Annotated in this window: 23 protein-coding genes; 12 read left to right on the forward strand and 11 right to left on the reverse strand. The window is 71.1% G+C overall.

The window, feature by feature from the left end; all coding sequences use genetic code 11:
* Nucleotides 1-155 precede the first annotated feature (155 nt).
* Complete coding sequence (locus IO33_RS0107545; RefSeq protein WP_157857817.1) at nt 156-2,195, forward strand: AfsR/SARP family transcriptional regulator; 2,040 nt, start codon at nt 156-158, stop codon at nt 2,193-2,195.
* Between the two features lie 17 nt (nt 2,196-2,212).
* On the opposite strand, the gene IO33_RS0107550 is transcribed toward IO33_RS0107545, so the two are convergent.
* From IO33_RS0107550 to IO33_RS0107560, 3 genes are all read right to left on the reverse strand, one after another.
* Nucleotides 2,213-2,581 (reverse strand): Rossmann-fold NAD(P)-binding domain-containing protein, encoded by a 369-nt coding sequence (locus IO33_RS0107550; protein WP_157857818.1) that lies wholly within the window; start codon nt 2,579-2,581, stop codon nt 2,213-2,215.
* Nucleotides 2,582-2,715: 134 nt separating this feature from the next.
* Entirely contained in the window at nt 2,716-3,603 is an 888-nt protein-coding gene (locus IO33_RS0107555) for a PD40 domain-containing protein (protein ID WP_031161670.1), read from the reverse strand.
* 258 nt (nt 3,604-3,861) lie between these two features.
* On the reverse strand, nt 3,862-4,572 hold the full coding sequence (locus IO33_RS0107560) for a histidine phosphatase family protein (protein ID WP_063765744.1): 711 nt from the start codon (nt 4,570-4,572) through the stop codon (nt 3,862-3,864).
* A 293-nt stretch (nt 4,573-4,865) separates the two neighbouring features.
* Between IO33_RS0107560 and IO33_RS0107565 the strand changes: the two genes are divergently transcribed.
* Both IO33_RS0107565 and IO33_RS0107570 read left to right on the forward strand, forming a co-directional pair.
* Nucleotides 4,866-5,531 carry a response regulator gene (locus tag IO33_RS0107565; protein WP_031161675.1) on the forward strand — a complete coding sequence of 222 codons (666 nt, stop codon included), beginning with the start codon at nt 4,866-4,868 and terminating at the stop codon, nt 5,529-5,531.
* Nucleotides 5,528-6,634, forward strand: a complete 1,107-nt coding sequence (locus IO33_RS0107570) for a sensor histidine kinase (RefSeq protein ID WP_031161677.1) — start codon at nt 5,528-5,530, stop codon at nt 6,632-6,634. Before IO33_RS0107565 ends, IO33_RS0107570 begins: the two co-directional genes overlap by 4 nt.
* 47 nt (nt 6,635-6,681) lie before the next feature.
* Here IO33_RS0107570 and IO33_RS0107575 read toward each other — a convergent pair whose 3' ends face one another.
* The gene (locus tag IO33_RS0107575) at nt 6,682-7,557 is read right to left on the reverse strand and encodes a universal stress protein (protein WP_031161678.1); all 876 of its coding nucleotides are present in this window, start codon (nt 7,555-7,557) and stop codon (nt 6,682-6,684) included.
* A gap of 247 nt (nt 7,558-7,804) precedes the next feature.
* On the opposite strand from IO33_RS0107575, the gene IO33_RS0107580 reads away from it, so the two are divergent.
* Nucleotides 7,805-8,293 carry a carboxymuconolactone decarboxylase family protein gene (locus IO33_RS0107580; RefSeq protein ID WP_031161679.1) on the forward strand — a complete coding sequence of 163 codons (489 nt, stop codon included), beginning with the start codon at nt 7,805-7,807 and terminating at the stop codon, nt 8,291-8,293.
* Nucleotides 8,294-8,442: 149 nt separating this feature from the next.
* Here the strand turns inward: IO33_RS0107580 and IO33_RS0107585 are convergent, their stop codons facing one another.
* Both IO33_RS0107585 and IO33_RS0107590 read right to left on the reverse strand, forming a co-directional pair.
* Nucleotides 8,443-9,561: a phosphatidylinositol-specific phospholipase C domain-containing protein gene (locus tag IO33_RS0107585; protein WP_078963384.1), complete on the reverse strand. Its 1,119-nt coding sequence runs from the start codon at nt 9,559-9,561 to the stop codon at nt 8,443-8,445.
* A gap of 509 nt (nt 9,562-10,070) precedes the next feature.
* A complete protein-coding gene (locus IO33_RS0107590) occupies nt 10,071-10,922 on the reverse strand; it encodes a hypothetical protein (protein WP_031161681.1) in 852 nt (283 codons plus the stop codon).
* Between the two features lie 161 nt (nt 10,923-11,083).
* On the opposite strand from IO33_RS0107590, the gene IO33_RS0107595 reads away from it, so the two are divergent.
* The gene (locus IO33_RS0107595) at nt 11,084-11,659 is read left to right on the forward strand and encodes a GNAT family N-acetyltransferase (protein ID WP_425347959.1); all 576 of its coding nucleotides are present in this window, start codon (nt 11,084-11,086) and stop codon (nt 11,657-11,659) included.
* Between the two features lie 203 nt (nt 11,660-11,862).
* Here IO33_RS0107595 and IO33_RS0107600 read toward each other — a convergent pair whose 3' ends face one another.
* Nucleotides 11,863-12,783: a LysR substrate-binding domain-containing protein gene (locus tag IO33_RS0107600; protein WP_031161683.1), complete on the reverse strand. Its 921-nt coding sequence runs from the start codon at nt 12,781-12,783 to the stop codon at nt 11,863-11,865.
* Between the two features lie 117 nt (nt 12,784-12,900).
* Here IO33_RS0107600 and IO33_RS0107605 point away from each other — a divergent pair, with 117 nt between their 5' ends.
* The gene (locus IO33_RS0107605; protein WP_031161685.1) at nt 12,901-14,022 is read left to right on the forward strand and encodes a diaminopropionate ammonia-lyase; all 1,122 of its coding nucleotides are present in this window, start codon (nt 12,901-12,903) and stop codon (nt 14,020-14,022) included.
* Between the two features lie 115 nt (nt 14,023-14,137).
* Nucleotides 14,138-14,755 (forward strand): LysE family translocator, encoded by a 618-nt coding sequence (locus tag IO33_RS0107610; RefSeq protein ID WP_031161687.1) that lies wholly within the window; start codon nt 14,138-14,140, stop codon nt 14,753-14,755.
* Nucleotides 14,756-14,857: 102 nt separating this feature from the next.
* Here IO33_RS0107610 and IO33_RS0107615 read toward each other — a convergent pair whose 3' ends face one another.
* Nucleotides 14,858-15,247: a VOC family protein gene (locus tag IO33_RS0107615; protein ID WP_031161690.1), complete on the reverse strand. Its 390-nt coding sequence runs from the start codon at nt 15,245-15,247 to the stop codon at nt 14,858-14,860.
* A gap of 146 nt (nt 15,248-15,393) precedes the next feature.
* On the opposite strand from IO33_RS0107615, the gene IO33_RS0107620 reads away from it, so the two are divergent.
* Nucleotides 15,394-16,041 (forward strand): TetR/AcrR family transcriptional regulator, encoded by a 648-nt coding sequence (locus tag IO33_RS0107620; RefSeq protein ID WP_031161693.1) that lies wholly within the window; start codon nt 15,394-15,396, stop codon nt 16,039-16,041.
* Nucleotides 16,042-16,313: 272 nt separating this feature from the next.
* On the opposite strand, the gene IO33_RS0107625 is transcribed toward IO33_RS0107620, so the two are convergent.
* Together IO33_RS0107625 and IO33_RS0107630 are read right to left on the reverse strand one after the other, a co-directional pair.
* Complete coding sequence (locus IO33_RS0107625; RefSeq protein WP_031161695.1) at nt 16,314-17,057, reverse strand: class I SAM-dependent methyltransferase; 744 nt, start codon at nt 17,055-17,057, stop codon at nt 16,314-16,316.
* 281 nt (nt 17,058-17,338) lie between these two features.
* On the reverse strand, nt 17,339-17,692 hold the full coding sequence (locus IO33_RS0107630) for a hypothetical protein (protein ID WP_031161697.1): 354 nt from the start codon (nt 17,690-17,692) through the stop codon (nt 17,339-17,341).
* 396 nt (nt 17,693-18,088) lie between these two features.
* Between IO33_RS0107630 and IO33_RS0107635 the strand changes: the two genes are divergently transcribed.
* From IO33_RS0107635 to IO33_RS0107650, 4 genes are all read left to right on the forward strand, one after another.
* On the forward strand, nt 18,089-19,027 hold the full coding sequence (locus tag IO33_RS0107635; RefSeq protein ID WP_031161699.1) for an ABC transporter ATP-binding protein: 939 nt from the start codon (nt 18,089-18,091) through the stop codon (nt 19,025-19,027).
* Nucleotides 19,024-19,875, forward strand: coding sequence for an ABC-2 transporter permease (locus tag IO33_RS0107640; RefSeq protein WP_031161701.1), 852 nt, complete (start codon nt 19,024-19,026; stop codon nt 19,873-19,875). Before IO33_RS0107635 ends, IO33_RS0107640 begins: the two co-directional genes overlap by 4 nt.
* Nucleotides 19,876-19,943: 68 nt before the next feature.
* On the forward strand, nt 19,944-21,218 hold the full coding sequence (locus IO33_RS0107645; protein ID WP_209438826.1) for a sensor histidine kinase: 1,275 nt from the start codon (nt 19,944-19,946) through the stop codon (nt 21,216-21,218).
* Nucleotides 21,215-21,883, forward strand: a complete 669-nt coding sequence (locus IO33_RS0107650; protein WP_031161707.1) for a response regulator — start codon at nt 21,215-21,217, stop codon at nt 21,881-21,883. The genes IO33_RS0107645 and IO33_RS0107650 overlap by 4 nt, the downstream gene beginning before the upstream one ends.
* Before the next feature lie 12 nt (nt 21,884-21,895).
* On the opposite strand, the gene IO33_RS0107655 is transcribed toward IO33_RS0107650, so the two are convergent.
* Nucleotides 21,896-22,333, reverse strand: a complete 438-nt coding sequence (locus IO33_RS0107655) for a nuclear transport factor 2 family protein (RefSeq protein ID WP_031161710.1) — start codon at nt 22,331-22,333, stop codon at nt 21,896-21,898.
* Between the last annotated feature and the right edge of the window lie 5 nt (nt 22,334-22,338).

The raw sequence follows: 22,338 nt of genomic DNA on the forward strand, positions 1-22,338 counted from the left end.
CCGTCCGGGATGGCGGAGAACCTCCATACAGGAACAGAGGGCGCCCGGATTCGCCGCCCGCGCGCGGCCGAGCACACTCGTCGAGGGGCGGTCCGGCGGTGCCGGGTCGCGGTGAGCGTGGCAGCGCCGCGGCGGGCGGCGCGGAGGGGGCGGGGATGACCACCACACAGACGGCAGCACCGCGGCACCGGTTACCCGACCGGGAGGAGGCACGATGTACGGCGGTCGCACACCTGTTGCGCGACCGCGCCGGCACGGACGGCCGGCTGGTCGCGGTCTACCAGCTGCTCGGCGAACCGGAACGGGCCGTGGCCGCCCACCGGCGCCTGGCCTCCGGCGAGTTGCACACGCCCGAGGAGATCACGGCGGCGGCCTGGGCCGCCGCCGCCCACTGCGCCCGGGGCGTGCTACGACAGGCCCAGGCCCTCGCCCGGCGCACCGTGGACGCGCTGGACCGCTGCGGTGATCCGTACGCCTGCGTGGCGGTCCGCACCACGGCCTCGGTCGTGGCGGCCGCGGACGGCCGCTGTGCGGCCGCCGAACACCACCGGCAGTGCGCACAGGACACCGCCCGTGCGGTGGGCGACCCCCTGCTGCGGCTGCTCGCGGTGACGGGCACGGCGCACCAGCGGATCGAGCGGGGGGAGCCCCGCGAGGTACTCGCCGAGCTGGACAGCGCACTGGGCGTGGCCGACGGTGACGCCGCCCTCACGGTTCCCCTGGTGCTGTCGGCGCGGTGCCGCCGGGCCGCCGCGCTGCTGGCGCTCGGCGAACTCGACCGCGCCGCCGCGGAGTTCACCGGTGTGCTCATGGAATACCACCGGCTCGGGGACGGCATGGGCCTGGCCCTGGGAGCGCAGGCGCTGCTCGGTGTCGCCGACGTCCACCGGGAACGCGGTGACCTTGGGCCGGCCCGGGCGGCCTACCAGGAGGCCGTGGTCCTCACCGAACAATCCGGCGACCGTCAGACGCTGTCCTCGGCACTGACCGGGCTCGCCGTGTCCCGAGGGGCCGGCGAACCCCACTCGGCGGCGGTGCTGGCATCCCGGGCCGCGCAGGGCTGCGCCGGGCCGCCGCGGATCCGTGCCCTGCTGGCGGGCGGCTGGATCGCCCTGTCGGGCGGGCGCCGTGAGGCGGCCGTCGAGGCGGCCTGGCAGGCGGCGCACGAGCCGGGCGCGCAGGGCTGCCGGGCGGTGTTCGCCGAAGTGCTGGAACTGGAGGCGATGTGCGCCGCCGACCCTGGTACCCGGCACGGGCTGCTGCGGGACGCCGAGGCGATGTGGGCCACCGCGCAGCGTCCGATCGCCGTGGCCCGGATCGCCGTCGCGCGGGCGCGACTGGAGGGCGCCGGCGCGACACGGGTGCGTGAGGCCACCGCATGGCTGGGCGAGTTCGGGGTCGGCGCCGGGGCAGGCGACGCGGCGGGGCTGCTCAACCGGGCGGCCGCAAGCCTGCGTCCGTCGGCGACCGTACGGGTGCTGGGCGGCTTCCAGGTCGTCCGGGACGGCTGCCCGGTCCCGGCCGAGGAGTGGCAGTCGAAGAAGGCACGGGACCTGCTCAAGCTCCTGGTCGCCAGACGGGGCCTGCCCACACCGCGCGAACTGCTGATGGAGGCCCTGTGGCCCGAACAGGATCCGGCCCGGTGCGGAAACCGGCTGTCGGTGGCCCTGTCCATCCTCCGCCTGGTCCTGGATCCACAGCGGCGCATGGCACAGGACCACTTCATCGTCGCGGACAAGGAGGTGGTGGGCCTCGCCCGGCTGCAGGTGGACGTACAGGAGTTCCTGGCCACCGCACGCCATGCGCTGGGTGTCGCCGAGCGGTCGGCCGAGCACGCCTTCGCGGCGCTGACCGCCGCCGAGGGCCTGTACCGCGGCGACGTCCTGGCGGACGATCCCTATGCGGAGTGGGCCACGGCGCTACGGGAAGAAGCCCAGGCGGCCCATGCGGAACTGCTCGCCAGGCTCGCGGCGGCGGCTGCCGAGAACCGCGACACGTACGCGGAGATCCACTACAGGCTCCGACTGCTGGAGCGCGATCCCTACGACGAGGACACCCACCTCGCCCTGGTCTGCCGACTGGCGGAGGCCGGCCGCCATGGCGAGGCACGGCGCCGCTACCGGCTGTACTCCGGGTACATGAAGGAAATCGACGTCACCCCGGCGCCCTATCCCGTCCGAGCGGTCAGGGACTGACCGGACGAGGGCGACGGTCAGTCGAAGAAGTGACGGTTCTGGCGCACGAAATCGGCGAAGCCCATGGGCGCACGGCCCGTGAGGTCGGCCACGGTGGGGGTGACGGTCTCGGCACCGCCGGTCCGGTAAGCGCGGGCAACTCCCATCAGCGCGTCGACGGAGAACCCCGGCATCCCGCGCCGCAGCATGGCCGCCCGCGCTTCGGCGTCCGGCAGGCCCACGTAGCGCACCGGCTTGCCGAGGACGTCGGAGAGCTCATCGGCGGCTTCGGCGTAGGTCAGCGCCTTCGGCCCGGTGGAACACGGTCCCATGCCGTCGCGTGCGGGACCGATCGTGTCCGGCATTTCCAGATCGAGTGTCACCGCCTGACCGCCTGGGTTGATCACCTCCCAGCGGTTCGTCCGCTGCGGCCGTCGGTGAAGGCCGCAGCGGACGAGGGAGGCCCGTGCAACGGGAAAAGGCGGGGAATCCGGCTCAGGTCACTGCCGGAGCCCGGCCAGGCCGGCCGCTGACGGGTGCCTCACGGGCGCCAGTCGGCCTCCAGGTCATGGGAGTCGGCCTTGGTCAGCTGGGTCAGTCCGGTGCCGTCGGCCCGTACCAGGAAGAGGTGCTCGGGGTCCGCGTCGTCGCCACCGCCTCTGGTGAAGACCAGGCGGCTGCCGTCCGGGGACCACGAGGGGTTCTTGTCGTTGAGGCGGGCCGCGGTGATCCGGTGCAGTCCGGTGCCGTCGGGGCGGACGAGGTAGAGGCGGGCGAAGCCCGAGGAGTCCACGCGGCTGAAGGCGATCCGGTCGCTGTGCGACCAGTCGGGGGCCCAGTCGTGGGAGCTGGAGGGCGTGACCGCCGTCTGGGCCAGGGTGGAGAGCCGGATGCGCATCACCCTGCTGTGTCCGCCCGCGTCCGCGCGGTTGAACGCCAGATACTTGCCGTCCGGGGACCATGTCGGATGGAGGTCGTCCGCCGCGGTGTGGGTGAGTCGGGTGGCGGGGGTGCCGTCGATGTCGGCCACATAGATCTCGCGCTGGGTGCCGACCGGCTTGTCGTAGGCGATCCGCTTGCCGTCCGGGGACCACGCGGGGTCGGAGGCGCCCTTCGTACCGGGGACGGCCTTCAGGTCGCTGCCCGTGCTCGTCATCGTCCAGATGCCGTCGATCGCGCCACCGGATCCATAGCGCACGAAGGCCACCCGCTTGCCGTCCGGGGACCAGCTGGGCATCACGTCGCTGACCCCGGCCGTGTGGGTGAGTTTGACGGGCGTACCGCCACCGGGGGAGACCGCGTAGAGGTCTTCGACGGGCGCGGTGGCGGTGTAGCGGGCGAAGACGATCGAGGGGTCCCCCGCCGCCCCGGCGCCTCCCGCGGCGCCGAGTGTCAGTGGTACGGCCATGGCGAGCGCCGTCGCGGTCACCGCCGCAAGGCGGCGCCGCGGTGAGCTGCTGTCACCGGCCGTGCCGGTTCTTCGAGCCGTTCCGGCGGTTCTGCCGTCGTCGGCGCGGTGTCGTCGGTGCGTCAAGGTTGTTTACCCCGATCCCTCCCCGCGGCCCCCTTCGGGCCGCTCCGGCCGGTAAACATCCCATCCGACGGGGCTTCGTGCGAAGCGGCGGCGCCTGGCGGTACGAGCCCTGTGACAGGTTGCGTACATCGCTGTCACAGGGATGCGATCACGTCAGGCCGCGGTTCCCCGCCGTTGGGGGCCGTCGCCCCCGGACGACGCGGCTCTGTGACCGCAGGCGTACGTCCCGCGATGACTCACCGGTCGCCGGTGCCCGGACAGCGGACGCCGGGGGAGGGGCGCGCGCCACGCCACGCCCTGGTCGGTCGGAGTTTCGGCCGACTGGATGTACCAGCGGTCACCGTGCCGGGTGAGGCATACGGTGGACAGCGGCGGCGCCCGGAGTGTCCAGAAGGCACGGACCGGTGCGGACAGGGCATGCACGAGCAGGGCCCGGACGACGGCTGGTTCGGCGATGACCAGGGCAGCGTCCGTCTCCTCGGGCAGGCCGTCGAGCCAGGCCGCGGCCCGGCGGCAGAGCTGGCGTACGGTCTCTCCGCCGTGCGGCGCCGCATCCGGGTCGGTGAGCCAGACACTGTATCCGTGCGGGTCCGCGGCGACGATGTCGGCCACCGCGCCGCCGCGCCACGCGCCGTAGTCGATGTCGCGCAGTACGGGCTCCGAGGTGGCCGCAAGGCCCAGGGCCGCAGCGGTCAGCGCGGAGCCGCTCGAAGGTGAGCGCACGGCCCACGAGTGCGGGCGAAGCGATGCCGACGCGGCGCCCGCCCCCCGCGGGTCGTACTCGCTGTCCAGCGCATGGCCGAAGACGGCGTCCGCGAATGTGTCTGCGGGTCGCGCGCACACGAGTGTCAGGCGGATCGTCATGGTGCTCCGCTCCTTTCCGGCCCGCCGGGTCGCGATGACGTCCCTCCGGCGGCAGCGTGCGGCTTGACGTGCCCACCGGCTCGACGTCGCAGGCCATGGGCGGTCGCCACGTTCGGCGCCATGTAGTTCAGGGTTGGCGAACCCTTCTCCCGTAGCCATCCGGCAGGAGTCCGAAACGCCCCCGCCGACCGGCTGGTGTAGGCCCCGCCACCTGGAGAGTCCTCGCGTGCGGAAGCGGAGCGCCGGCCGGCGTGGTACGACGGACAGTGATCCGAAGGCGAACGGGAGCACACGTGGTCCGGGTACTGGTGGTCGACGACGAGGCCCTCATCCGTACGGGCTTCCGGTGCATCCTGGACGCCGCGGACGACATCGAGGTCGTGGCGGCCGTTCCCGGCGCGGAGGCGGTCCGCACGGCGCAGGAGACCCACCCTGACGTCGTACTGCTGGACATCCGCATGCCGGACGTGGACGGACTCTCCGTCCTCACGGATCTGCGCCGGCTGCGGGAGCCTCCTGTGGTGGCGATGCTCACGACGTTCGACATGGACGACTACGTGGCCACGGCCCTGCGCTGCGGAGCGGCGGGCTTCCTGCTCAAGGACACCGACCCGGTGGAGCTGCCGTTCCTCGTGCGCGCCCTGGCCGACGGCGGCACCGTGCTGTCGTCCAAGGTCACCAGGGCTGTCGTGGACGGATACCTGGAGGCGGGAGGCCAGGGACCCGCCCCCCACAGCCTGGACCGACTGACCGATCGCGAACGTGCCGTCCTCGTCCTGATCGCCGAGGGACTGTCCAACGCAGACATCGCCGCGCGGATGCACCTGGGCACCGGTACGGTCAAGGACCACGTGAGCGCCATCCTCACCAAGCTCGAGGTCTCTAGCCGCGTCCAGGCGGCGCTGGTCGCCGAACGCGCGGGCCTTCTCAAACCGCCCCGAAGCCTGGAGCCGGGATGATGTCCCGCCCCCTGGCCACCGCCCTGCGCGATGCCACCCTCGTCGGTGCGGCACTGCTCGACGTCTTCGTCCATGTCACCTGGGACGAGCCACTGCGCATGGCGGTCGCCCTGGCCGCCGCCTGCCTCCTTCTGCTGCGCCGGCGCCTCCCGCTGCTCACCTTCCTGCTCACCCTGCCCTCCGTCCTCCTCTCCGACGCGATCTTCGCCTCCCTGGCGGCGCTGTACACCCTGGCCACGATCACCCGGCGCCGCACGCTCCTGGCCGTGTGCGCCATGGCGTACACGCTCAGCGACATGACCCGGTGGACGCCGTCCCCGCATCTCGATCTGTGGAATCCCTCGGCCCTGATCACACTCGGCTACACCGCGGCGACGGCCGCCGCCCCGGTCTTCCTCGGCCAGCTCGTCCAGGCGCGGCGTGACCTGTCGCTGCGGCTCACCGAGATCTCCCAGGCCCGCGACCACGAACGCCGGCTGAGCGCGCAGGCCGTCCTGGCCGAGGAGCGCGCACAGCTGGCCCGCGAGATGCACGACGTGGTCTCCCACCAGGTGAGCCTCATCGCGGTGCGGGCCGGAGCCCTGCAGGTCGCCACCCAGGACGCCGAGGCCAAGCAAGCCGCGGCCACGATTCGCCGGCTGAGCGTGCAGACACTGAACGAACTACGGCACATGGTCAACGTGCTGCGCGGCTCGCACAACCGGCCCACGGAACTCACCCCCCAGCCGTCCCTGACCGATCTGCGGAGGCTGATCGACACCAGCGGCATCGACACGGAGCTGACGACGGACCTGCCCGGCGACCTTCCGCCGACTCTCCAGCGCGCCGTCTACCGCACCATCCAGGAAGCGCTGACCAACGTACGCAAACACGCCCCGGGGGCCACCGCCGACGTACGCGCCTGCTTCGAGGGCGACACCGTCCGCGTCACGATCAGCAACACCGCCCCGACGCGGCCCGCCCTGCCCCTTCCCAGCGCGCACTACGGCCTCATCGCCCTGCACCAGCGCGCCGCCCTCCTCGGCGGGACCGTCACCTCCGGTCCCACCCCCGAAGGCGGCTACCGACTTCGCCTGGAACTCCCGGTCAAGCAGGAACCGTGACCGACGCCGTCAACGGCAGGGTCGTCCCTCGCCCCTCCCATGAGCTCTCAGGCCGGCTCGGGGACCACGGCGACCGGGCAGTCCGACCGGTGCAGCAGGGCGTGCGCGACCCTCCCGAGCTGCAGGCCGGACTGTCCCTGCCGACGGCGAGCGCCGACGACGACGAGGTCGGCCTCGGCCGATGCCCGCAGGAGCACCCGGTGGGCGGGACCCTCGACCGGCCGGCGATGGATGTCGACGGCCGGGACTTCCCGTGTGGCCTCGCGCAGGGCGTCGTCGAGACCGGCTGAGGCCCGTTCCTCGCACAGGCGGGGATCGTCGTCAGCGATCAGCCCATGGTCCACGCGCTCCTGGGCGGGGGTCCGCCAGGCCCGTACGGCCGTCAGGGCGCAGCCGCGCCTTTCCGCCTCGCGGAGGGCGAACCGTACGGTGCTCACCCGGCCCGTCGAGTCGCTCACCCCCGCCACGACCCGGTCGAACGATCCCTGCCGGTTCGGAACCGCACCACGGACCACGATGACCGGGCACACCGCGCGAGCCGCCACCGCGAGGCTGACCGACCCCAGCAGCAGCCCGGCGACCTCGCCACGCCCACGCGAGCCCGTGACGAGGGCGAACGTCTCGGGCCCCGTCCGCAGCAGGACGGACACGGCGTCATCGTGCAGTACGTCGCCCGACACCTTCACCTCGGGATTGCGCAGCTGGGCACGTTCCATGCCGGAAGCGACGATGTGCTGCGCCATGTCCGTCCCGGCAGGACGGTCGGTGCCGAGCGCCGGTTGGGTTCCCTCGTACCGCTCCCACAGGGAGGCGTGGATCAGACGTAGCGGCAGCCCGTGCCGTGCCGCCTCGTCCACAGCCCAGTCGATCGCCAGCAGGCTGGACTCCGATCCGTCGACGCCCACAACCAGCGGGAGTTCCATCGCCGCCACCGCCTTCTTCATCAGGCTTCCGAGAAACCCCCTCCCCTGTGCATACCGTGGCACCGTCCGGGCACCACCGCGACACACCGGCCGGGTCCCGGATCGTTGGTCCACGGCCGGACCGCGGTCCGCCGGGGCGCATCGGGAAAATTCCTCCGGATGGCTGTCACATCTGGGTGGGTCGGTCCGTCAGTGCTGTGAAGTCGCCGGCCAGGCCGATGCGAAGTCGATGTGAAGGAGTGCCGTCATGACGAACCCCTCGATCTCCCGGATGCCGAATCCTGCTGAGTTCGTGCCCGAGTTGGCTGACGTGAGCGCGGCCTTGTTCCGGGCCACGGGTAACCGCTCGGTGCCGCGTACCACCATGAGTCTTGTGCATCTGCGTGCGGGACAGATCGTGGGCAACACCTACCTGACGATTCTGAACACGGGTTTCCTGCGGAAGGCCGGGGTGTCCGAGGAACGCATCACGGCCGTGTCGTCGTGGCAGGACGCGCCGTACTTCAGCGAGGCCGAACGTGCCGCGCTGGCGTTGGTGGAGGCCACTTTGCAGCCGGCGCCGCGGGGGGAGGAGCGGGTTTCCGACGAGCTGTACGCGGAGGTGGCGAAGCACTACGACGAGAAGGCGATGGCCACCCTGACGATCGCGATCGGTCAGATCAACTTCTTCGTCGCGCTGGCCGTCATCGGCAAGCCGCAGCCGGTGAGCTCGCTCGCGGCCGGGCAGTGGGACTGAGTTGATCGGTCGGCCGAGCGGGGCCCGCCCCTGCCGGGCCCGTGCACGGCACGGGCCCGGCGGGCTGGGCGCTCGGTCGTCATGGGCCTGACGGGGCCTGACGGGGCCTGACGGGGCGCCGGGCGCCGATCCCGGGTTCAAAGGATGCGTTACGGCACCGCGGTGCTGACGGCCGTGTTGTGGCTGATGATGGCGTCGATGAGCCGGCCGCCGGGCCAGTCCATGCTGATGACGCCGGTGTGACCCGGGTGGGTCTGCAGGTGGTCCAGCAGCCGCTGGTTCATGCCCTGTTTCCCACCGTAGCCGTTGGCCACCTGGGTGTACGTTGCGCCGAACGGCGGACAGCTGGCCGACAACCCGGTGCTCCCCATGGTGTTGGTCCTGTCGGCGGCGACCTGCTGGAGACTGGCCGTGACCAGCGACCACCTGGTGTCCAGGTTGCACTCGTTCCACGGGATGAAGGGAGTCGGCAGCAACCGGGTGAGCCCGAATCCGCTGTACACCTGTCCTCGGGGGCCGCTGAAGCCGGTGAGCACGATGTGCCCGCGTACCTGACCGAGTGTGGGTGTGTCGGCCGTGCTGGTGCCGGTCACGGTGGGGGCGTAGAACAGGCCGGGGTAGCGGTCCAGGTAGGTGTCGAAGATGCGGATGCGGTCGGCGCCCGTGGCGTTGGACGGGTCGTCGACGCACTTGCCGATCTGCAGGCCCCCGGTACCACCCTCGGTCGTGTCTCCGTCGCACTCGCCGTGCAGGCTCATGAGGACGGTCTCCTGCGGGTGGGCCGCGAGGAACGCCCGCGTCTTGGTCAGCACGTCGTCGAGGTTGGCGTTCTGGTAGACGTTCGTGTGGTGGATGGCGAACGCGGTGTTGACGATGCGGACGCGGATGTCGATGGCGCGGATACCGGCATCGAGCTGGGTGATCAGAGTGTCGGCACTGTCGCCGTGGTTCTCCTGGGTCTGGTAGTACCAGGGTGCGAGTGCGCCGCCGTGAACGGCCATGGTGTCGTGGGTGCCGGGGATCGACATCTGGCCCAGACCGGTTGAGTCGGGGATCCGGCGCATCCAGTCCGGGTTGCCGACGCTGGTGAGGCTGTTGAACGCGGGCGTCGACGGCCCCGGCCACCAGGGCAGGTCGAAGGCCGACGCCGGTGCGGCGGTGGTGGCCACGCTCAGGGCCGCAAGGACGGCACCGAGCGCGGAGATCGTGCCTGTGCGGCGCCGGGGTGTGTGAGGGGTGGGTCGGCTACGCCGTGGCAGGAAGAACATGTCCGGCTCTCCCTAGGTTGTCAAGAACATGTCAATTCATTGATGGTGCGGGCGGCCGACACAGCATTCCCTGCACCTCATCCAAAGGCAAGACATGCGCGGCGAAAGGCGGGCCGCCCCTAGGCAGGTCTCCACCGCCCGCACCCCTTCGGGCCGCGGGAGCGGCGCCCGAAGGCGGCACCACCGAAAACACGCGGGCGGCCGTTCCGCACGGAGCAGCGGATTTTCGGGGGTGCCAAGCGGCTGGGCCCACCCCGGCGGCAGATCGAGGCGTTCCGCTGCCCCAAGTGCGGGCACTTGGAGCTGTTCGCCATCGGTGAGGTGTAGTCGGTCCCCGGCGGCCCTGGACCGAGCGACCTCGGGCGCCGCCCCAGGAACGCCACACGGACCGGCCACCGCCGGCACCCCTCCGCCGCCGGGCACGGGCGGGGTCAGCCCGGCGGCGTCGTCCTTACAGCACCACTGACGCGCCGTATCTCATGCTTCGGCCAAAGGCCGTGCGCCGGGAGCTACTTGACGTCGACGTAGTCGTCGGCCGACGTGGAAGCGGCGGTGGTGGTGTTGGTCGCGAAGGAGAAGCGGTAGGAGCCGTCGGCGGTGGCCTTGACGGTGGTCTTGAGCGAGCCTCCGGTGCCGCTGGTGACCGTCTTGAGTGTGGTGTAGGTGTGGCTGCCCTTCTTGCGGTACTGCAGCAGCGCCTTCTGCCCCGTGTAGCCGGAGTACGTGCCGGCGTTCCAGTCGGCGCGCTTCAGCCGGCCGGTGACGGTGATGGTCCTGCCCTTCTGCACCGGCTCCGGAGCGGCGTCGAGGGTCAGCTGGGCTGCCTTCTTGATCTTGGTGGTGGCGACGTCGTCGTTGTAACTGGCGTTCGCGTAGAGGTCGTACCCGCCCAGGAACAGCTTCCAGGTTCCGGCGGCACCGTTCTTCTTCAGATCGGAGGCCGCGTTGATGTGGAAGACGGCCTTGCAACTGTAGACGCCGGTCCGGGTGGTCGACTCGGTGCAGCTGGGGTCGTCGTCGGTGCCCAGGGAGCCCGTGATGGTGTCCGTGCTGGAGGGGTCGGTGCCCTGCCAGAGGAAGGCTTCCGTGAGGGCGACGCCGCTCGAACTGGTCGCGGTATAGGTGACGGTGACGGTCTTGCGGGTGGCGACCCCGAGGACGATGTCCTGGCCGCCGTTGATGACGGCCTTCGAGAAGGTGATGTTGCCCAGTGAAGTGTCCGGGTGGACTCTCTCCGCGGCGAACGCCCCGAGCTTCGCCGACGCTCCCGGACGCTCCGCCGCGTGGGCGGCTGCCGGAAGAGCGAGCGCCGACATCACGACGGCAGCGGAAACAGCGGCGGCCCTGACCTGTATACGCATATGAATCTCCCCCTGTTGTAGAAAGTGGCCCGATGTGGATCTCACCGGTGCACCGTACGCTGGACGGGGCGCGTCCCCGCATCAGTGCAATCACGCAGTTGACTACGTAGGTCCACCCCGATGCGACTCAGAGCGGTGGGACAGGAGACAGGGTGAACGCCATGAGCATCGGGACTGTCGAGACCGGCAGGCTGAGCCTCGTGCCGCTCGCCGTCGAGCACGCGGACGAGATGGCCGAGGTGCTCTCCGACCCGGCTCTGCATGTCTTCATCGGCGGTGCCCCGCACTCCCCGCAGGCGTTGCGAGCACGGTATGAACGCCTGGTGGCCGGCTCACCCGATCCCTCCCAGAGGTGGTGGAACTGGGTGATCAGGCTCCGCGCGGAGAAATGCCTGACCGGGACGGTGCAGGCGACGGTCACTGCTGCTGAGCACGGGTACGCGGCCGAGGTCGCCTGGGTGGTCGGAACACCGTGGCAGAAGCGGGGCATCGCCACCGAGGCGGCACGAGGACTGGTCGGCTGGCTGCAGGAGCAAGGCGTGCAAGCGATCCGCGCCCACATCCATCCGGATCACCAGGCATCCGCCGCTGTTGCCGCCGCCGTCGGTCTGGCCCCCACCGGTCACCGGCATGAGGGCGAGGTCAGGTGGGAGCTTTGCTCGCCCCGGTCACCGGCCGACGCTGCGCCCCGGTCACCGGCCGACGCCGCATCCACCGGTCGAGGGCCCGTTCGATGACCCGTCGCTTCGGCCGCGGCCGGAACCACGCCCGTTTCGCGTCGCCGAGTTCGGGGCCGTCGTAGCGGGCGAGGCTGACTCCCTCACCGGACGGGGCCGTCAGGTGGGCGGCGTCACGCCGGGCACGCGGTCCCAGCGGTGTTCGACCGGCAGCGCGTGTGCACAGGCTTCGCCGTCCCTCGGCCCGGGCGCGCTGCGTCGCCCTATGCCTGGTCGGAGCGCAGGGTGACCGCCCGGCGCAGGGCGTCGCGGCACGCGAGGACGGCTGGGTGCCGGCTGCGGCCTTGGCGCACGACGGTGAAGATGCGGCGCGTGCGCCGGCCCCGGGGGAGGCGCCGCAGGGTGACGGTCGGGGGCTGTCCGCTCCAGACGAGGTCGGGGAGGAAGGCCGCGGCGTGTTTCTGCTCGACGAGGCGCTGGTGGAGCAGCACGTCGGTGCTCTCGAACCGCACGTCAGGTTCGAAGCCGGCGTTGCGGCACAGGGTCATGGCCCAGTGCCGGGCTGCTGTGCCTTCGGGTTCCATCACCCAAGGGTGGTCGGCGAGTGAGCGCAGCGCCGCCGTCGGGCCGTCGGCCTCCGATGCGGCGGCCGGTGTCGGCAGGGCGAGGTGCAGGGGGTCGTCGAGCAGGTCTTCCTGTTCGAGTTCGGTGGGCCGCGGGTTGGGGTTGCCGGGGTATTCCTCGGCGAGGACGAGGTCGAAGTCCCGGGCTTGGAGGGCGGGCAGGGCCTTTTCCGGTTCCATGTGCGTGACGTGGACGCGCAGGTGCGGGTGCTGGTCACGGAGCAGCCCGAGGGCGGTCGGGACGAGGGCCAGGGCGGCTGTCTGGAACGAGGCGATGCGCAGGGTGCCGGTCAGGTCGGACAAGGAGGCGGCGATGTCCGCCTCCGCACGCTCCAGGCGCTCGAGGACCGCTTCGGTGTGGGCGACGAGGATCTCGGCCTGTGCGGTGAGCCTCACCCGCCGTCCGACCGGCTCAAGGAGCGGGACGCCGACTTCGGCCTCCAGCTGGGAGAGTTGCTGGGAGACGGAGGAGGGGGCGTAGGAGAGGGCGGCGGCGACGGCCGCCAGGGTGCCGCGGTGCTTGAGTTCGCGGAGCAGGCGCAGTCGGTGCAGATCGAACACGGGCGGCCCGCTCTCCTCGGCTCCGCGGACCGATGACTGAAAGGTCGGTTTCTTCGATGAGTATAGGTCGAAAACATTCGCTGGACCGATCGTAAGCGGGCATCGGACCCTGGTCGCGTGTCAGACAACGCCTGCTCCCTTCCCGCGCTGCCGTGGTTCGCGCGACCCGATGCCCGTGCCTGGCGGTGTGAACCCGCGCCCTGCGAGGTGCGGGGCTTCCACTCCTCGCTGCCCGACTACGAGCCCACTCCGCTGACCGAACTCCCGTCGCTGGCCGCGGAGTGGGGAGTCGGCCGGGTCTTCGTCAAGGACGAGTCGTGCCGTCTGGGGCTGCCCGCGTTCAAGGCGCTGGGTGCGTCCTGGGCGGTCCACCGCACCCTTGCCGAACGGGCGGCGAACGGCCGGGAACACGGCCCGGTCACCCTGGTGACCGCCACCGACGGCAACCACGGCCGCGCGGTTGCCCGCATGGCACACCGCCTCGGCCAGCACGCTCACGTTTTCGTCCCCCAGGGCGTGCATCCGCAGGCCGTGGCGGCCATCGTCGCCGAACAGGCGAAGGTCACCGAGGTCCCAGGGCCGTACGACGAGGCCGTGCGTCTGGCGGCCGAGGCGGCCGCCGCGCCGGACGCGGTCCTGGTCCAGGACACCGCCTGGGCGGGCTACGAGCAGATCCCGGGGTGGATCGTCGAGGGGTACTCCACCCTCTGCGCCGAGATCGACGAGCAACTGGCGGCCCAGGGGGTCGTCGACGGCCCTGACTTGGTCTCCATACCGGTGGGCGTGGGGTCGTTGGCCCAGGCCGTGGTCACGCACTACCGGAGCCGACCCTTGGGGAACGCTCCGGCACTGTTGTCGGTGGAGCCGCAGGCCGCACCCTGCGTCCTGGAAAGCCTCACCCTCGGCGAACCCGTCAGCGTCGCCACGAGGGAGACCACCATGGCCGGGCTGAACTGCGGCACCCCGTCCAGCCTCGCCTGGCCCCACCTGCGCGACGGACTGGACGCCGGCGTCGCCGTCGCGGACGCCGACAGCGCCCGCGCGGCCGGTGATCTGGCCGCTGCCGGTGTCTCCTCGGGTCCCTGCGGAGCCGCGGCTCTCGCCGGTCTGCGTGCGGCACTCACCGGCGCGGGAGCCGAGGAACGCCGTACGGCATTGGCGCTCGGGCCGGCCTCGGTCGTCGTGCTGCTGAGCACCGAGGGCAAAGCTGCCAACCCGCACACCGGCGCCGGTCACTGAACAGGCGCCGGTCACTGAACGCGCGACACAGAAAGGCCCCTGCGTTGAGACACCGCCCCTCCATGACACCACCGCCGACCGGTTCGGCCAGGTCGATCGGGGGGAGGCCGGCAGCGTGCTGACCCACTTCGTGGCCGCGGTCGGTGTCCTCGGCCTGCTGACCGTCGTACCCGGGCCGGACATGGCGGTGGTGACCCGGCGTACGCTCATGGCCGGTCCCGCCGACGCGCTGCGCACCGTGGGCGGGATCGCGACCGGGCTGCTGCTCTGGGGTGCGCTGACCGCGGCAGGGCTCGCGGCCGTGCTCGCCTCGTCGGCTGCGGCCTACCTGGCCGTCAAGCTCTTCGGCGCCGGCTACCTGGTGCTTCTGGGCGCACAGGCGCTGTGGCAGCACCGCCCCGCCGCACCCACCGTCGCAACGGAGACCGGCCCTGCCGCCGGAAGCCCGTGGCGGACGGGCCTGGTCAACAACGTCCTCAACCCGAAGATCGCCGTCTTCTACACCGGGCTGCTGCCCACGTTGGCCCCGCCCCAGCTGCCCGCCGCCTGGGCCATGGCGCTCCTCGTCCTGCTCCACACGGCCCTCACCCTCGCCTGGTTGGGCAGCTACGTGTTCCTGCTGTCCAAGGCCGGTCCGGTCCTTCAAAGGCCGCGGATCCAGCGTGCGCTCGGGCGGATCACAGGCGTCGCGCTGATCGGGTTCGGCCTCGCGGTCGCCACCGCTGCCGGCTGACCGGCACTCCGCACCGCGGCCGTCACGCGTGCACCGAACGGTGCGCGGTGCCAGGAAGGTGCGCGCGGTGTCGACGTCCTGGTCACCACCCTCCCGGGTGGGTCAGCCGTGCTCGGGAGCGGACCATTCGACGAACTGAATGATCACGCCGTTGGGGTCGGTGATCTGGAACAGGCGCTCGCCCCAGGGCTCCTGACGGAGCGGCATGGTGATCTCGATTCCGGCGTCGCGCAGTCGCTTCTCCTGCTCTTCCAGGCCGCTGGCGAGGGTGAAGGCCAGGATCAGGCCGTCGGCGTGCCGGTCGCGCTGCTCGGGCGGCAGCACCTCGATGCCGCGTGCGAGCAGGACGACATCGACGGCGTCGGGCCGCGACAGGGAGGCGAACCCATCGGCGGCCTGCCGGACGGTGTAGCCCAGGTGGGTGGAGAGAAATGCTTGAGAGGCGGCGACGTCGTCAACGGTCAGCGAGACGGTGGAGGCGGTGAACTGCATGGGCTCTCCCTGGGTATGGCGGGACGGGAGTCAGCAGATCCCTCCGCACCGGGCATTTTATCGACGTAAACTTACGACGGGTGTAAACATAGTCTGAGACTCCTGAGGGGGTCAAGGTAAAGATGCCACGAAGGTAAGATTGCGCCATGGCCACTCAGACATCCGCCCCGGTCACCGGGCTGCGGGAGGCGAAGAAGCAGGAGACGCGGCAGCTCATCTCCGACCACGCCACCCGGCTGTTCATCGCGCAGGGCTTCGAACAGACGACCATCGCCGAGATCGCCGATGCCGCCCGCGTCGCCAAGAAGACCGTCACCAACTACTTCGCCCGCAAGGAAGACCTGGCCCTGGACCACCAGGAGGAGTTCGCCACTTCCCTGTCCCACGCCGTCGCCGCCCGGCACCCGGGTGAGTCAGCGCTGGCCGCACTGCGCCGCGCGTTCGACGACGCCGTGGTCGCCCAGGACCCGGTCGCCGGATTCTCCGGCCTGGAGTTCGCCCGCATGGTCGCCGACAGCCCTACCCTGACCACCTGTCTCCACGGCCTGCACGAGCAGCGCGAACACCACCTCGCTCAGGCGCTCGCCGAGGTCACCGGCGTCGGCCCCGACGACATCACCGTCCAGACCGCCGCCGGCCTGCTGGGCACCGTCCACCGCGTGCTGTTCCACCGCATCCAGACGCTCACCCTGGCCGGGCAGCCCGACGACGAGATCGCTCGCATCGTCGCTGCCGAAGCCGCCCAAGCGTTCGGCCTGCTGGAACCGGCCCTGTCCGACTACGCCACCGCGTGACGCGACCGGCTCACCGCGTTCCGCGCCCCGGGCAGTCCGTGCCGGGCACGACAGGTCACCGGCGCCGTGGCGGGCGCGGCCATCGACTCGGTGACGGTGCCCGCACGGCTGTGCAGCCCTTCGACGGCACCTTCATCGGGGCCGGTGACGACTCCTGCGGCTCGTCAGGACCCAGGCCCGCGCCGGGGCACCCGCCAAAGCCGGGTGCCCCGGCCGCACGCTCCGGCCGACCATCCGTCCGCGGGAGGCCGCCGTCGTCGAGGTCCGGCCGGTCAGGCGCGGCAGCGCAGCATCTCCAGCGGCGGGTGGGCGAGGAGGTCCGTCCAGAAGTCCTCGCCGAACTCACGGATGCCCGCTTCGGACACCTGCAACGGAACCCAGCGCACCTCACTGAACCCGGACGCCCGCAGACACTCCTCGTACACCTCGCGGCGCGGGACCGTGGAGACGATGCTGATCGGCTTCGGGTCGAGGAGAGCAGTGACCCGTGCCCGCGGACCCGTCTCGCTCTCCTCGCCGGTCGGCTCGCAGAGGAACCCGTACTTGTCCAGGGACGCGCAGTTGAACCGGTAGTCGGGCTTCTGGCAGAACACGAAGAACTCTCCACCCGGCACCAGACTCCGGTGGATGTTGCGGCACATCCGCTCCAACGCCGCCGCGCTCTCGGCATAGTTGAGGCACTGCACCGCCACCCCGATGTCGTAGCGCCGGCCGAGAGGCCGCAGTTCGGACACGTCACCGATCTCGTAGCGCACGTCCAGCGGCTCACGCTGCTCGATCTCCCGCGCGACGGCGATCATCTCGACGGAGATGTCGACACCGAGCACATCCGCGGCGCCGCGCCGCTTGAACTCCCTGCTGTAGAAGCCGGTGCCGCACGCGAGGTCGAGAACCGACTTGCCCCTCACGTCCCCGACCATGCCCAGGAAGCTCGGTACCTCCCCGTAACGCACCAACGGCAGGGACTTGAACCCCTCGAACGCCTCGCCGATCTCGTCGTACTGCTGCACGCTCACGTGCTGCCCCCTCCAGTGCTTCGTCCGGTATGCGGCCACGCCGGCCCTGCGCGTTCACAGGCTGGGCCGGGCCGCGGTCGTGGCAGAGAGTCTCCTCCGGCCCCGTCTGGCCGCCGTACTGGCAGATGGCACAAAGAAGGTGGCCGGGAGACCACCTATCACCCAACGAAACGTCGACGGCCACGGGGATCGCTCCCGCGCCCCGGCTGCGTGTGGTCCGCCGCCGGCTGGGTCTGCGCGGCCACGTCACCGCGTTCGCGGCCCAGGTCCTCATAACGCCGTCAGGCCCGGTTGAGCCTGGCGGCGATCCCGTGACCTATCGCCAAATACATGACGGCCGGAAGACCATAATTGAGGATGACGCGTAGACCCTCTGTGTCCATCGTGAAAATGTCCTGCGACCACCAGGCCAGCCAGTCCGCCATTCCGTGCACGAAGGTGACGAAGACATTCGCCTGATTCGCATCGAGCAGGAACAACAGGATCCACAGAGCCAGCAGCCCTGCCGCGATGTCGGCGATCGTGCAGACCGCCAGAGCCGTGCGCCGACCGGCGGCATGACGGCGTACGGAGCGGTCCGGGCCCGTGGGCTGGTCGTACGTGTGATATCCGGACACAGGGTCGGTGTTGCTCACAAGAAATTCCGATCTGACGAGTTGTCGTGACAGCGCGGTTGTCCCAGGCGCTTGATTCCGCCCCGAGGTTTCGCCCCGCTCCTGTCTGGTTCTGCGTCTTGAAAGCGCGGTGGCGTTACACCTCGCGCCGTGACGACCAAAATATGGCTGCCTATTCGGGCACTTACCCAAATGTTCGGGTGCGACGGCACATTTACGGATGACGTGAAAGAGAGATGTCGTGCCTCCGCGTCGGCCCCCGGCCGGGGACCAGCGGCCCCGGCCGCGTAGTACCGCGGTACCACCCACCGGCCACTGTTCAGCCCCCGGTACCACCGGATCCGGCTGGTCCCGGGCCTAGCGTGACGGAGGAGGCGTCAGGCGTTTCGGCGCCGGAGTCCGAGAGAGAGAACGCGAATGATCGAGGCACAGCAGCTCACCAAGAGGTACGGGGAGAAGACGGCCGTCGACGGGCTGGACTTCACCGTGCGGCCGGGCACGGTGACCGGCTTCCTGGGGCCCAACGGTGCGGGCAAGTCCACGACGATGCGCATGATCGTCGGGCTGGACGCGCCGACGAGCGGCTCCGTCACGGTGAACGGGCAGCGCTACGCCCGTCATCAGGCGCCGCTGCAGGAGGTGGGAGCCCTGCTGGAGGCCAAGTCGATCCACCCGGGCCGTTCCGCCTACCACCACCTGCGGGCGCTCGCACTGACCCATGGCATCCCGCGCCGCCGGGTCGACGAGGTCGTCGAGCTCGCCGGTCTCGGCAGCGTCGCGAAGAAGCGGGCCGGTGCCTTCTCCCTCGGCATGGGCCAGCGCCTCGGCATCGCGGCCGCCCTGCTCGGCGATCCGCAGACCGTGATGCTCGACGAGCCGGTCAACGGACTGGACCCCGAAGGCGTCCTCTGGATCCGGAACCTGCTCACCACCCTCGCGGCCGAGGGGCGCACGGTGTTCGTCTCCTCGCACCTGATGAGCGAGGTGGCACTGGTGGCCGATCACCTGATCATCGTCGGGCGAGGCCGGCTGCTGGCCGACACGACCGTGCGGGACCTGGTCCGCGAGGCGGGCGGCGACACCGTGAAGGTCGCCACGGACGACACCGCGCGGCTGCGGGACCTGCTGGCCGGGCCGGGCGTGGAGATCACCGGCCGCATCGGCTCCGAGGAACTGCAGGTGACCGGGGTGTCCGCCCGCGAGATCGGGCTGAAGGCCGCCGAGCACGGCATCCCCCTGTTCGAGCTGACCACGAAGGCGGTGTCGCTGGAGGAGGCATTCATGGAACTGACCAGGGACGCCGTGGAGTACCACGGCTCCACGACCGGCATCGAGACCCCCGGGAGCGCGGCATGAGCACCCTCACGGCAACCCCCGAGACCCCCGAGACCGACCAGGCCGTGCGAGCCCGCCCCGCCTACCGGGTGACCGGAGGGCGCGTGCTGGCCTCGGAATGGGCCAAGCTCTGGTCCCTGCGCTCCACCTGGATCACCCTCGCCCTGGGCCTGCTGTTCCTCGTCGCCTTCGGCGTCATCGCCGCGAGCCACTACAAGTCGAATCTCGACTCCGGCCGGCACATGGACCGCGACTTCGCCACCGCGACGGCCGCGAGCCTGTCCCTGTTCGGCACGAACTTCGCACAGCTGGCCCTCGGTGTGCTCGGCGTACTGGTCACGGCGGGCGAGTACTCCACCGGCATGATCCGCTCGACGCTGGCCGCGGTGCCGCGCCGGCTGCCCGTGCTGTGGGCCAAGGCGGCGGTGTACGGACTGGTCGCGCTGGTCATCGCCACCGTCGGTGCGTTCGTCGCCTTCCTCGTCGGCAGCCGGATCGTCTCCGGTACGCCCGCCGCCATGGGCCTCGGCCACGCCGGTGTCGTCCGCAGCCTCCTGGGCGCCGGGCTCTACCTGGGCCTGGTCGGCGTGATCGGCGCCGCGCTGGGCGCCCTGCTGCGGTCGGTGGCCGGCGGTATCTCGGTGCTCGTCGCCGCCCTCATGCTCGTACCCGGGCTGATCTCCCTGCTGCCCAGCTCGTGGCAGGGCGACATCGACCCCTATCTCCCCAGCCACGCGGGCGAGTCGATCTTCGCCCTGACCCACGACTCGACCACCCTGTCGCCGGGCGCCGGACTCCTGGTCTTCCTGGGCTGGACAGCCCTGGTGCTGGCCGGAGCGGCGTACCGGCTGCTGCGCAGCGACGTCTGAGCCGCGGCCACCCGCATCATGGGTCGGTGACCTACGTGACCACCGTGACCACCGAAGATCTCAGCGGGATGGGGCCGCTGGTCGCCCGGCTCGGCCGGGTCGGCCAGCGGCTTCGGCAGGCCGACCGCGCCCGCCCGTGGGTGCTGGACACCGCGGTGGTGCTCCTGGTCTTCCTGCTGTTCTGCCTGCCTGACCTGCTGCACGCGGTCGGCGTGATCGGCGGGGACGGCGACGGCGACGGCCGGCGCCGCTTCCGCCTGGCGTTCACCCGGTTGCCCGTTGCGGGCATGCTGGTCCTGCAGGCCGGGCTGGTGCTGCCGCTGCTGTGGCGACGCCGGGCGCCCGCCGCCGCCTTCGGCGCCGTCACGGCCGTGTTCGTCCTCCAGTGGTCCCTCGGCGCCGTGCTCCGTGCGGACGTCGCGCTCTTCGTCGCCCTGTACAGCCTGGCCCTGCACGGGCGGCTGCGGCAGCTCCCCTGGGCCTGCGCGGTCAGCGCGGGTGCGCTGGGCCTGGTCGCGGCCCGGGTGTCGGCGGCGATGTCGGTATGGGACGCACTGTTCTTCCTGCTCAGCACGGCGACCGCGGCACTCGCGCTCGGCCTGATGATCCGCATCCGGAGGGCCCAACTGGCCGGACTGCGGGACCGTGCGGCACGCCTGGAGATCGAACGCGACCAGCGCGACAGACTCGCCGTCGCCGCCGAACGGACACGAGTGGCCCGGGAGATGCACGACATCGTCGGCCACAACCTGTCCGTCATCATCACGCTCGCCGACGCGGGGGCCTATGCCGCCGGTGCCGATCCGGAACGGGGCAAGGAGGCGCTGCACCTCATCGGGGACACCGGCCGTCAGGCCCTGGGCGAACTGCGCCGGGTGCTCGGCGTACTGCGCGAGGCGGACGGCCCGCCGGCCGAGCCCGAGCTGAGCCCGCAGCCCGGTCTCATGGACATCGACGCGCTGTGCGAGGGGGTGCGCGCCGCCGGCCTGGAGGTCGTCTACCGTACGGCCGGAGACATCGACGCCCTCGACAGCGGGGTGCAGCTCACGGTCTACCGCATCGTGCAGGAGGCTCTGACGAACACCCTGAAGCACGCCGGCGCCGGCGCGCGTGCCAATCTGGCGATCGTCGTGGAGGACCCACGGCTGACCATCACCGTCCAGGACTCCGGCCCACCAGACCCGGCCGGCCGTCCCCGCACGGCGAACGAGGAAGGACACGGCCTGGTGGGCATGCGAGAACGAGCGGCGCTCTACGGAGGGCACGTCAGCGCCGGCCCCACGGCCACCGGCTGGACGGTACGGGCCGACCTCGACCTCACTCCCCAGGACGGTGCCCGGTGACCACCGTGCTCGTCGTGGACGACCAGCCCCTCCAGCGGTACGGCTTCCGCATGCTTCTCGACTCCGTACCCGAGACGGAAGTGGTCGGCGAGGCCGCGCACGGGGCGGAAGCGGTCCGCAAGGCCGCCGAACTCCGCCCCGACGTCGTCCTCATGGACGTCCGCATGCCCGGCATGGACGGCATCGAGGCCACCCGCCGGATCGTCGCCGCCGGCGACCGCTCCCGCGTCCTCGTCCTGACCACCTTCGACATCGACGAGTACGTGTACGCGGCGCTGCGCGCCGGAGCCAGCGGCTTCCTCCTCAAGGACGCCCGCCCCGAGGAACTTCTGGCGGGCATCCGCGCGGTGGCCGTCGGAGACGCCGTGATCGCCCCCGCGCTCACCCGCCGCCTCCTCCACGAGTTCGCCCGTCTCGTGCCCCCCGGCGGCGACGGCTCCGCCGAGGACCCGAGACTGAGTTCCCTCACCGACCGCGAACGGGAAATCCTCGTCGCCATCGGCAAGGGCTGGAGCAACGGAGAGATCGCCGGCCGTTTCGTCCTGTCCGAGTCCACGGTCAAGACCCATGTCGGCCGTGTCCTGTCCAAGATCGGCGCCCGTGACCGCATCCAGGCGGTGATCTTCGCCTACGACCACGGTCTGGCCAGGCCCCATGGAGGCTGAGCCGGACGCGGCTCACTCGGTACCGGCGGGCCCGTGGGCGTCATGGCCGGGGAAGAGCGTCGCGGCCACGTGCTGGGTGTCGGCGTATTCGACGACGGAGGCGATCCTGCCGTCACGCACCGTGTAGATGCCGAGGCAGCGGTTGTCGTAGGTGCCGCCGTACACGGTCTTGGCCTTGGAGGTCCATTCGGCCACCACACGGTCGCCCTCGGCGATGGTGCTGACCAGCTCGATCTCCAGGGTGCCGGGGACGAGAACCGGTCCCATGCTGCCGAGGAAGTCGTTGATGATCTGCTCGCGGCCGTGCCAGACCTTGGAGATGGGCAGGGCACCCGGGTAGTGCCAGGTCGCGTCCGCGCAGAAGCTGTCATGGATGACATCGGCGGCGCCGTCGCGCACGGCCTCGATGTAGCGGATGACGACGGCCCTGGGGTCGGTGGTGATGGTCATGGTCT

The sequence above is a fragment of the Streptomyces durhamensis genome, assembly GCF_000725475.1.
GTDB lineage: Bacteria > Actinomycetota > Actinomycetes > Streptomycetales > Streptomycetaceae > Streptomyces > Streptomyces filipinensis.